The organism is Frankia sp. AgKG'84/4, from assembly GCF_023242965.2.
Classification (GTDB): Bacteria; Actinomycetota; Actinomycetes; order Frankiales; family Frankiaceae; genus Frankia.
Genome location: NZ_JALKFU020000006.1, coordinates 24053 through 35625, shown reverse-complemented (window position 1 = coordinate 35625; position 11573 = coordinate 24053). Strand labels below are relative to the sequence as shown.

The 11573-nt window shown below is 60.5% G+C and carries 7 protein-coding genes; 1 reads left to right on the top strand and 6 read right to left on the bottom strand.

The window, feature by feature from the left end; genetic code table 11:
- Window positions 1-907: IS256 family transposase (locus tag MXD58_RS01345; protein ID WP_250608986.1), on the top strand; the 907-nt coding region annotated here is incomplete at its 5' end.
- Window positions 908-1155: 248 nt separating this feature from the next.
- Here the strand turns inward: MXD58_RS01345 and MXD58_RS01340 are convergent.
- The 6 genes from MXD58_RS01340 to MXD58_RS01315 all read right to left on the bottom strand — a co-directional run bounded on the left by MXD58_RS01340 (window position 1156) and on the right by MXD58_RS01315 (window position 11346).
- Window positions 1156-2814: an FkbM family methyltransferase gene (locus MXD58_RS01340; protein ID WP_308301872.1), complete on the bottom strand. Its 1659-nt coding sequence runs from the start codon at window positions 2812-2814 to the stop codon at window positions 1156-1158.
- A gap of 48 nt (window positions 2815-2862) precedes the next feature.
- Window positions 2863-4965 (bottom strand): HAD-IIIC family phosphatase, encoded by a 2103-nt coding sequence (locus tag MXD58_RS01335; protein ID WP_248839333.1) that lies wholly within the window; start codon window positions 4963-4965, stop codon window positions 2863-2865.
- A gap of 12 nt (window positions 4966-4977) precedes the next feature.
- Entirely contained in the window at window positions 4978-6819 is a 1842-nt protein-coding gene (locus MXD58_RS01330) for a hypothetical protein (RefSeq protein ID WP_248839334.1), read from the bottom strand.
- Between the two features lie 90 nt (window positions 6820-6909).
- Window positions 6910-8664: a carbamoyltransferase family protein gene (locus MXD58_RS01325; RefSeq protein ID WP_248839335.1), complete on the bottom strand. Its 1755-nt coding sequence runs from the start codon at window positions 8662-8664 to the stop codon at window positions 6910-6912.
- Window positions 8665-8671: 7 nt separating this feature from the next.
- Window positions 8672-9895 (bottom strand): serine--tRNA ligase, encoded by a 1224-nt coding sequence (serS, locus tag MXD58_RS01320; protein WP_248839336.1) that lies wholly within the window; start codon window positions 9893-9895, stop codon window positions 8672-8674.
- A gap of 320 nt (window positions 9896-10215) precedes the next feature.
- On the bottom strand, window positions 10216-11346 hold the full coding sequence (locus MXD58_RS01315) for a GTP 3',8-cyclase MoaA (RefSeq protein WP_248839337.1): 1131 nt from the start codon (window positions 11344-11346) through the stop codon (window positions 10216-10218).
- Window positions 11347-11573 lie beyond the last annotated feature (227 nt).

Genomic DNA, 11573 nt, shown 5'->3' with positions numbered 1-11573 from the left:
TCTCGTTGCCGCGCTCGGGGTGGACACGGGGATCTCGAAGTCGGAGGTGTCCCGGATCTGTGCCGCGTTGGACCGGGAGGCCGACGTCTGGCGGGCCCGGCGTCTGGACCACGCCGGTTTCCCCTACGTCTACCTGGACGCGACGTACTGCAAGGTCCGCCTCGATGGGCGGGTCGTGTCCCAGGCCGTCGTGATCGCCACGGGGGTGTCCGCCGATGGGCGCCGGGAGGTCCTCGGGGTGGCGGTCGGCGACTCCGAGGACGAGGCGTTCTGGACCGAGTTCCTCCGCGGCCTGCGGGACCGGGGCCTGGCGGTCGGGCCGGGCGGGGTGCGCCTGGTCATCTCCGATGCCCACCGCGGGCTGACCGCCGCGGTCGGGAAGGTGCTGACCGGGGCTGCGTGGCAACGCTGCCGGGTCCACTTCCAGCGCAACGTCGCGGTCCGGGTACCCAAGCACGCCGCGTCGATGGTCACCGCCACCATCGGCACCATCTTCGCGCAGCCGACCGCCGAACTCGTGCGCGCCCAGGTCGATACCGTCGCCGATCTGCTGGCGGGGAAGTTCCCCGCGGTCGCGGGGATGCTGGGCGATGCGAAGGCCGACCTGACCGCGTTCGCGGACTTCCCCGAACCGCACTGGCGCAAGATCTGGTCGAACAACCCGTTGGAACGGCTGAACCGGGAGGTCAAGCGCCGCACCGACGTGGTCGGGATCTTCCCGAACCGGGAAGCCCTGCTCCGTCTCGCGACCGCCGTGCTCATGGAAACCCACGACGAGTGGCAGGTCTCCGACCGCCGCTACCTGTCCGAGGAATCCATGCGACAGATCAGCGGCGAAACCACCACCACAACAGTCCCTGAAATCGCCCCGATTACCCTCGACGCAGCCGATATTCAGGCCGCATAATAGCGAAAGACGCAGAGCGGAACGCGAACCGATCTACACCACTCCACGGGGCATTATCTCGGTGTGCCGCAGCAGCTCCAGCAGACCCGATAGGGCAGAATCATCCAAGGCCATCGCGTGTGTCCTCTCCGTGGAACTTTGGTCGGTTCACACAGAGCTACACGCGGTGGCCGTCTTTGTCTCGGAGCGACACACCCGCACCCCGGACGATCAACCAGCCGCTCCCGATCTACACCACGCAGTGGGACTCACCCTCGGTCCCGTACCATTCGATCAACGATCGGACGTAGGTCCATAGAACCCGTGACGACATTATCCTGCAACACGTTATGGATCACGGCTCGAATATTTCTCTCATCTCGCTCTAGATTGGGCGAGAAGCCCGAGAAAACGGTCGAGTTACGATAGAAGGTGAAGGGAATTACTCGGTCACCATCGGAGATACCGAAATTAAAGATCCCGTCTTCCGGGAAGTATCGTGAGGCGTTCTCAACCAGGGCCTCGAAAGCAGCCCGAGCAGGCTCGAAAGCGAACACGCGGATACCGGGGCAGCGGTGGTGGGCAAACAGTGCGAACATCCCGATATTGGCTCCGACATCGAACACGGTATCATCTGGCTGAAGGGAGACGCCATGCCGGAGGTACGCCTCGCGGGCAAAAATCTCTTCATACAGATACTCAGTCTCATACTGATTAAGGTGAGCAATCTCGCCTACTTCTGGAAGGAAGAAATATTTCCCGGAGCCCCCTCTGTCCCTGGTGCAACCCACATCTCCGTACACATCCTCCCTTCGGAGGAGCAGCAGGTTCACCCCGTCTCGATTTGCCGCAAGCACCCCTCCGGGCGCCGTCAGCTCGGAGACCCCCGACCTCTTGGGCTCGACGACGACCTGCACCGATAGCCCTGATGCCTCCATCCGGGCAGCGAGTCGGCCACGTAGCGGCTCCACGTCGAAAGTCGAGGCAATGGCGAAGGTCGGCTCTCGGCGAACCTTCAGTGCTGGCGCGGTGGGTCCCCCCTCCCCGCCACCAGCAAGGAGGTGGAGACGAACCCCTAGCAACTCGGCAGCTACCCTCCCAGCGGACCCCAGCAGCACGACATCGCCCTCGACCTCGTCTGGCTCACTGACTAGATGTGACCATGCGAAAGCCTGACAGTCCGGCTCCAGCTTGCCGTGGACCATCACTCTGGCACAGCCCGCCCAGACAAAAGCACGATCCTGCACGCCGGACGCCGCTGCGACCATCTGGACTGCGGCATCGATCATCACTGGATGGGCCACCCAGGCTGGAAACTCCTCGTCCGAGCCTAGCGCTGGCTCAGAGCTGACAGTCGCATACGCCTGTCTGCCGAACTGCCACAGACTCCGCAGCGCTCGGAAGGAACCACGATATTCGACACCCGCCCGCCGCAGGTCAGCAAAAAAGGAATCACTTGACTTTTCCGTGGCGGACTTACGAAAGGCCGATATTCGCTGGCCCAGGTCACCCGGTACGCTGGTCGCTCGAGTGACGGGTTCGATGCGTGCTGTCGCATACCTCGCTCCGGTGGGAATTTGTCCAGTGCCTGCTGAGCCACCCTGCTCCCCGGTCACGGCCAACGAAAGCCCAGAGCCCGGGCCGGCCGAGAGAGACGAACGAAGCCACCGCTCGCCGGAACTCGGTATCACGCACACCCGCTCAAGGCGAAGGTCGTTGACGGCATATGGCCGACGCCCGGAGGACTCCCACGCCGCAGCCAGGGCGATCTCGACCACAGCCGCGCCCGGTAGAACAGTCGCACCACACAACCTGTGTTCGGAAAACAGCGGAAACGCGTCCACTCCAACATTGACCGTCCAGGCACGCAGCTCGGATGGTCCCACGACCGAACATGGCTGTCCGAGCAGTGGACTCCGTACCGGCACATCCTCAGACCGCACCACCGAGACCAACCTCCACCAGGGGACAGGCCATCAGGACTCTATCCACGGGATATCTCCACCCTCAGACAAGGTTCTGCCGGCGCGGAGCATTCGAATCATTTCCGCCAGGTAAGGGACCGTAATCCTGTTGTCTAGAAGAAGGTCAACCGGAACCTCGAATCCGAACACCTCATATATGCATGCCACCAGACGCACGACCTCCAACGAACCACCGCCCAGCGCGCGGAAGTCATCGTCCGCAGTCCGCGGGAAGTTCTGCAGGATTTCCGCCCACATTCGGGCGACCACGCGTTCTTCCTCGGCCCAGTCGAACTCACCGCTAAATCCATCCGAGGCGGCATCTCCTATTGCCCGATAAATCTCATCGGCCGTCGTCAACTCCGTCGCTGCGGCCACCAGTCCGGCCAGACTCCAGGGCTTCGCCCGGCGTTCCGGTCCCCCTTCGGTCGCATGGCGAGTAAGGCCGGGAGCAGTTGCTGAGCCAGGCCGTCGCTCCGGGTCGAAGCAGTGGTTCGCCGCCTTCCTGGCACCGACGACATACTCAACACGTTCTTCGGTTCGGGGGCCCCGTGGCTCCGCGACCTCCTCCAGGAACTGCCAAGCCGGCTGATTACGGAGCGTCGCGACATAAGGTAGCAGAATGGAGTCAAGCCCCTCCGCGAGCGCGATCTCACCAAGATGATTCAACATCCGATGTTCGACGCCTCGGCCAAGTGCACGACAGCTGAGGAGAAAATTCTGCACCGTCAGCGACACCTCGGAGAAGCCGAATACAATCAGGCCAACGGATCCATAACTGCCAAAACGGTCCTCCACATCAACCACGTGCAGCCTGGTGGAGGGAGGTAGAGCCTCGGTCTCTGCCCGGCTGTACCGTTCCGCGGTGAGGTTGAACTGGGTGGTGCGGCGCATGAGTTCCACCATCCGCGGGCCGTCGGCCGGACCTGCCGCTCGAATTGTCACTACAAGGTCCAAGCTGTCTATGAACTCGGACAGCGACTGCGGCGACGTCCTGCGCAGTTCGCGCCGCTGCTGCTCCTGTCGGTACAGGGCAGTCCGCTGGAGAACCTCACCGCCGACCTCCGCGGTATCCAGTGGCCAGAAGTGGCGGAGCGACTCGATCGCCAGCGATGCATCCGGCGAAACCTGAAGAGTCACCACAGTCGGACACCGGCTGCGGACCTCAGCACATTCAACCGCGCTGTCGTCGATGAAAATAAAGGAGTCGAGCGGTAGGTCGAGATCGTCGGCCATCGACTGGATATTGACTGACTTTGCAAGCCAGTTTGCCCGCAGATCCACGAAGTCGTCACTCCCCAACCTCATTTCGGGGACAGCGGCGAAGACCTCCTGTATGTCGCTCGCACTGTTCTTGCTGCACAGACACAGCAGACGCCCGGCCCGCCGCTGATCAAGTAGAAACTCTTGTATCTCCTGCCGTGCCGGACCCACCTCGATTCCGGCGCACCCGACCTCACCGAGAACACCATCCCACAACGTGTTGTCGGCGTCGACGACTAGGACTTTTGGCTCGGCCGCCAGCACGCGATGGATTCGTCGAACCAGCGCCGTGCCAAGGGCGGCAAAGTACTCCGGAGTGTATGGGATACTAGCCAGGCCATTGGCTATTCCATCCTCCACGCGCTGCACCTGATATCGCTGGACAATTTCGACCGGCTCGAGAGTGGTGATATTGGCACCTGCACATGCCGCAAGGCGGAGGGCCTGCGTGGCTTGGCCCACCGCTCCAAGGCGATAGGGGTCCTGGTGAAGCGCAGCGGAGGGGGGACATACCGCAAGCACGAACAGTGTCTCCGGCGACCGCAGCGCGGCAGCCGTAAGCGTTGTCGCAAGATCTCCCGCAACCGACAGGGCTTCTTCATGTCCGCCGGAGGGAATGAAGTCTTCCATTCGCACTGCGATCACGAATGCGTTTGCCAGGTACCTACCTTCCCCGCCATACTCGTGCAGTTGTTGGAACACCTGACCGTAAGGCCCAAATGTGATATTGATTGAAAGACCCAGGAGGTCGGCCCAGAATTTTATAGAGTGCCCGACCGGCCCCGCGGTGAACGATGACGAAATAATGATCTTGAGTGAGTCCGGGTTTCGATGCAAACCTGATTCAGGCATATCGGACTCCCGCTAGCCAACCACGGTGAAGGTCCAGGTCGGGCTCCACTGGCTCCACACACCCTCGACGTTTCGGGCCCGCACCTTCCAGTAGTACCTGAGGCCGGGCCGAAGGAAACTACGGGCGACCTTCCATCGCGGGACAGCACTGAATGCAAACCGGTCGAAGTTGGGTGACACGGGTAGCAGAAAGTCAGGTCGGCTGCTAACGAGGACGTGGTGATCAGCTATGTCGTCAACCTCGTCATCCGCCCAGACCAGCTCTGTCAGGTTGGCCGCCCGCACCGAGCCGCCGTCCTCCGGCAGGACAGCATGTAGCGGAGCTGCCGGTGGAGCCGCGCCGGCGCACTCAACCCATCCGTGAGAGACTCGCAATCGCAGTCCGTCGACGGGCCGCCCTGGCGATCTCATTCTGACGCTGACATTGTTGCGGCCCACCGACAGTGCGGGCAACGACGTCTGGCTCATCTGCAGGTCGGACTCCAGCCGTACCGAGTCCAGTCCGACCGCAGAAGGCTGCCCCGTGGTGCCAAAGTCGAAGCGGACGTAGTAGTAGTAGATGGCTGGCGAGGTCAACGCATTGAGTACCGAGTCGATGTCGGCTTCGACATGGAAGACGCCAGCTCCCTCCTTCTTCCACACCTGTCTCCAAGAATCGCCGATCGAGACGCTGACACTGCACCCCCCCTCAGCCTCCATCACAAACTTTCCGAAGACTCGACCTCCAACGATAGGATACGGACTCTCGATCTTCCATGTTACGGACGCGGGATGGTTGGAGATCAATGGACGCAGCAGTGCGACATTTGTGTCCGGCTCCGAGATCATGGTGTTGACCTCGTGGACGATCCCACCGCGGTAGCCCGAGTTCCTGAGATTCGGGCAGAATCTCAGGAGACCGTTCGCAAGTCGATAAGGGGGCCCGGGGGTATTCCGCGGATTACTGCCGTAACGATACTTGCCACTGTTGTCCCATCGGTAGACCAGTTCCTCACCTGGCCTCAGGCGAAGGTCCATATGGTGTACCCACTGCTCCACAGGAACTTCATAGGGAGGAAAGTGCTCTCGGTACAGCATGATGAATGCACCCTTACATTCCTGAGCGGCAAAACCGTGGGCATGCGTACGGAGTACAAGGGCGGGATCCCGGTGGATTTCCTCGTATGACGCAACTTTCTCGTTGTCCCTGTCGAGAAAGAAGGTACGAGCCTCCGGGTCGAAATAGTGATAGGCCCCCTCGTACTCGATCTCTGCTCCGCCGTGCTTGTCGAAGGGTCCAACCAGCGGGGCGGCCGCCAACAGCCGGGCATTCAAACCTGCATGTCGTGCCATGATAACCAGGTTCGCCGCCGAGAGGATACACCCGCTGGGATAGTAGCTGTTCACCGCCTTTATCGGATCGGCTCGTTCACGGAAGGAGTTTGAGCCGGGCGCAGCGTTGAGATCGGGCATCACGTCATCGACACGCAAGTTGTTGTTGTGCGCCTGCACGTCGAATCTACTGAAGAATCGAAACAGTGCGAAAGCCTTCGCCCTATCGCTCATCCCAGGCCAAATAATACTGTCCAGCAGATCGTCGGCAGAATGCCAGTTTCGCCTGCCGTTGATGACTACACGGGGACACAAAACATCGACCGTACCAACATTTGCCAGAATCAGGAATCGGTCCGGTTGGAACCATGGGGATTCCATCATTGTCTTGACGTTGTCGGTAGTCGTGTAGGAGGCGGTGTTGAAACTATCCAGCGTTCCACCAAGCGTTATCTGGTAATCAGCCGCCGGCGTACTGATAATCTGCTCGAAGACATGCGTCGCCGACGCCGTCCATGGGGAATTAGGCCGTCCTGGTCCCATGGGCAGTGAGTTCTGGCCAACCTCTGAGGGCGCCGGACCATCGGGCCTCATTGGAGGGACCTAGACAGCGCGCAAAATTGCCGGCTGACCTCAGAGGTTATCAACCAAATTCTCCCGGTACTGCCTGGTAACGAGATAGCCGCCAATCACGAGGGCGTCCAGGCCAGTTTCAAGGAAAGTCCGGACAGCGTCATCCGGAGTGCAGACAATCGGCTCCTCAGCACCGTTGAAGGAGGTGTTGAGGAGGATGGGAAGCCCAGTGAGCTGCCGAAATCTTTCGAGTAGGGTCCACATCATGGGATTTTCCCGCCGCATTACGGTCTGGACCCTAGCGCTTCCGTCAACATGTACGACTGCGGCGATCTGACTGCGTTGCTCCGCAGCTACCTGTGCCGTCGCAATCATGAAAGGGTAGGCCAGACGTCCGGCGCCGTGCAGATTGAAATATGTGGTCGCATGTTCGGCCTGAACTGCCGGGGCGAGCGGCCGAAACAACTCCCGGCGTTTTATGAGCGCGTTGACACGCCGGTTCGTACCAGCGTTCGACGGATTTGCGAGAATACTGCGGGCTCCGAGTGCACGAGGTCCGTACTCCATTCGGCCCTGGAACCATCCAATGATCTTGTCCTGGGCAATGAGTTCGGCTGCCGTCGAGTATCTGTCCGACACCGCCATGATCCGACATCCGGCACCGCTGGCGGCGCGCAGCGCCTCCTCGATCTGCCGGTCATCAAACGCCGGTCCGAGGAAGACGTCTGTCATCGGTCGCCGGTTGAGCGGCAGATCGCCCTGGGTACCGATCGCCAAAGCTGCACCTATGCTCGTACCGGCGTCATTGGCCGCAGGTTGGATGAAGACAGACTCGAATCTTCCGGTCTCGATTACCCTTGCATTCGCCACGGCGTTGAGCGCGACGCCTCCAGCGAGGCAAAGGTAACGCGACGGAACGAGCCTCTGCCCGAAAAGAACATATCGAACGACAAGGTCCTCAGTGAGACGCTGAACCGCACTTGCGATCTCGCGGTGCCGGTCTGTGATCGGCTCTTCAGGAGCGCGAGGGGTGCCCAGCAGTTCTTGAAGCGCGGGACTGAAAAGGTGTCGACGGTCACTGGGCCGACGATGGTGGTCGAAGTATCTGAGATTCAGTCTCAGGCGACCGGAACTGTCGTCGAAGCTCGCTAGATCCTCGACTTTCTGGTGGAAGCGGTCACCGCCGTATCCAGCGAGGCCCATGACCTTGTATTCGTCACGTTGCGGACGGAATCCCAGAAATTTCGTTATCATACTGTAGAGATAGCCAATAGAGTGCGGATATTTGACCGAGTGGCGAGACTCAATATGCCCGCCCCGGCCCTCGAACACCGCAGCAGTCTCGAACTCTCCGCGGCCATCGAGAGTAACTACCAGCGACTGCTCGAATGGGGAGGTCAGGTATGCGCTCGCGGCGTGCGCGAAGTGGTGCCTGACCGGAATAATACTGGCCGTGGGACCGAATCCGCCGGCCGTGCGGATCAGCGATACCGCATCACGACGCCTCCAGTATTTTCTCACATCCGAAGACAGAGATCCAAGAGCACTAGGAAAGGCATGCCGGAGATTCATCAGCGGGAGCAGGATTTGAAGCGCCGGATCGACGAAATATGCCACATGCTCAATATCAGATCGATCGATCCGGGCTTCCGACAAACAGTATTCGATTGCCCGCTCGGGGAACTCTTTGGTCTGCTTGACGCGGGTGAATCGCTCCTCTTCGGCTGCCGCGACGACCGTCTTGTCGAGCACGATTGCCGCGGCAGCGTCATGGGTACCGAAATTGATGCCAATGGTGGGTCCCACTGCTGTCATAGATCACCTAATTTCCGAGGCGCTCCCGGCCGCCGAGATACTGGCGAAGCGCTTTCGGCACGTAGATCGACCCGTCAGGTTGAACGTGGTTTTCAAGTACCGCCAAGGCTGCCCGGTCGGTGATACCAGTTGACGAGATCGTGTGCGGGTAGACCATCTTCCCGCCTTGCCTGAAACGAATCTTGAAGCGGCGGGACTGGTAGTCGGTTAGATTGCTGTTTGAATGCGTCTCTCGATAGGCAGCGAATGCTGGGAACCAGGTTTCGGTATCGTACTTCTTGTAGACGGGAGCACCAAGATCACCGAGGCAGACCCGTACAACACGGAATGGCAGCTCCAGTCCGCGCAGGATCTCCTCCACGTTACGCTGGCATTCGTCGAGCCAGCGTTCTGACTCTTCTGGAGAACAGATGACGATCTGCTCGACTTTGTGGAACTGGTGGACCCGATACCCGCCACGGCTGGCCCGGCCAGCGCTGCCCGCCTCGGTACGGAAACACGGAGTGAATGCCGTTATCTGGATCGGAAGATCATCAAGATCCACGATCGTATCGCCGTAATATCCGATTAGGGTCTGCTCGGATGTGCCGATCAACGAAAGATCTGTTCCCTCGACCCGGTACAGTTCATCTGCGAAGAACGGTAGGTACCCGGTACCGAAGAAGGTCCTTTCCCGGGCCATGAGCGGGGTGAACATGGGCTCAAAACCACGGTTGCCGAGTAGGTCCTGCGCGTAAGAGAAGATCGCCCAGGCCAGCCGGGCTCCGTCGCCTCGCCAGTAATAGAATCCAGATCCTGCGACCTCCGCGCCACGTGCCATGTCGAAGATGTGCAGGCGCTCGCCGATCTTGTCGTGCGCCCTCTCCTCGTCAGGCACCACTGTTTCGCCTTCGCGGCGTAGCTCCACATTGCCGCTGTCGTCGTCACCGATCGGTGTGTCCTCTGCGAAGAGGTTGGGCACACGGATCCACAGGTCGTCGCGCTCCCGCTCGAGGTCTCTGATCTGTTCAGCGGCTGTTCTTAGTTCTTCTTTGAGTGCCGTCGCGAGATCCCGTGGCGTATCTCTGGAAAAGTTCTTCTGCTGAGCGCGTAGACCTTCCGCATGAACAGTGAGCCGGCGAAGTTCGGAGTCCACAAAGATCAGCCGCTCCACGTCGATGTCAGACCCCTTCGCCAGGCAGGTTCGCCTGACTAGGTCCGGGTTCGTCCGCACGAGAGCAATGTCAATCACTTTTGGCCTCCTTGCGCGTGCCTTCGCGGATCTCTCAGTCTACCGGGCGCGTGATCCTCTCCCTCCGTCGGGGCGATGGGTGGCCGTACCCTGGTGGACGACGCTGGCTTTCGAGTATGCCCACCACGCAGCCATCTCCTGCGCCGATCAGATGTTCTGTGCTATGGCCCACTGCGACAGTGGAACCAGCGGGAACCCGAGGACCTGGCCCGCCGTGTATCAATGCTCGGGGCTAGCCTGCTCGGGCCGGCCACGGAATCTCTGCGGAAGCATCGGCGTCTCGCGGACCCCGCTGGTGCCCGGCTGCCTATGACGATGCTCTACTGCTCGCTTACTCCGTCGGCCGCGACCGCTGCGCGACCGCGTTCCTCCTGGTGGCGGGCGAGGATATCGCGGAATTCAACGATATCCTTCTCAGGGCCTACTACACTGTCAAACCGAAGCTCACCAAGTTGTGCACGGTAGTGCACACGGTCCCGGAAGTCCTTTTCGAACTGATCGCTCTCCCGATAATCGGTCAGGCGCTTGAACGTGGCCAGCTTCTCCTCGTAGTTCATGCCCCAGATTACCGGCGGGTCCTGCTGGCCGATGCAGACGGTTGCCAGGCCCTGCGGGCTGATACGCAGCTTGTGGCATCCGCCGCAGGGATATCCCCACGAGAACATCGCCAGCACGGCGACCATTACTCCTGTGTCACCGATTTCGTAGTAGTTGTAGCTGGGGTTGTCTCCTTCGACAGAGGTGCGCTCGATGGGCTTGAGTTCCCCCACACTGGAAAGTGCTTCGAGAATCATTTCCTCGCTGGCGAACTCGGTCTTCCAGAATTCCTCGCCCTCGCCTGACAGCTGAGCCGGATTGCTCGGGAAGAACTGATTAAGCTTGATCGCCAGCCGACCAGCCTGCCCGCGCGAGTTCAGATCGGCAGCCCACCTGACGAATTTCGGCAATTCTTTGAGAGTTGATCTCATCGTCACGGAGCTGATTTTTGTGAGCGTCGGCAGCAGGGCGACGGCGCGCTCTACACTTTGAATCGTATCCTTCAGGAATTTCGCCCTGGTGAGAAACTTGTTCTGGGTCTCGTCCAGAGTGTCGAGACTGACAATCGCACGGGTCAGGCCGCTGTCAATGGCCTCCTCGATTATGCGATGCAGCCGGTAGCCATTAGTGGTGACAATCTGCTGTGCGAATCCAATCTCCTGTGCTGCCCTGAGCACCGCCAAGAAGTCCCTGCGAACAGTCGGCTCCCCACCCGTGTAGTGGACACGTCGGATGCCGACCTCGTGGGCCGCCTGAAGAACCGCCGTCAACTCGGCCAGCGTCGGCTGTACGACGACGTCCTGCCGACCATCCGGCAGGCAGTACCTGCACCGGATGTTGCATCTAGAAGTAAGGCCGATCCGAAGATTCCAACTGCGCCTGCCGGGAGCCGCACGGCCGTCCATAACGAGCATTGCCCGTTCCTCCTCATCTTCAGGACGTGCCTTCCGGAGCGACGGCCATGACGGAGCCATCCTCACGTTCTCGAAGGATATCGGCCCTTGAGCGCATCGACTCGGAAGCGGCCAAATAGCCACTTTCGGGTGAGCAGTTCGTTGCCTAAAGTCACCTGCGAATGTGCGGCGTCCGCACTTGTCGGGGCAGGTCGTGGGCCCATCGACCATGGGGTGAGGTGAAGCGG

Bases quoted from the DNA above. Each gene is read 5' to 3' on its own strand.
- MXD58_RS01335 (WP_248839333.1), bottom strand. From the start codon at position 4,965: ATGCCTGAATCAGGTTTGCATCGAAACCCGGACTCACTCAAGATCATT.
- MXD58_RS01330 (WP_248839334.1), bottom strand. From the start codon at position 6,819: ATGGGACCAGGACGGCCTAATTCCCCATGGACGGCGTCGGCGACGCAT.
- MXD58_RS01325 (WP_248839335.1), bottom strand. From the start codon at position 8,664: ATGACAGCAGTGGGACCCACCATTGGCATCAATTTCGGTACCCATGAC.
- MXD58_RS01315 (WP_248839337.1), bottom strand. From the start codon at position 11,346: ATGCTCGTTATGGACGGCCGTGCGGCTCCCGGCAGGCGCAGTTGGAAT.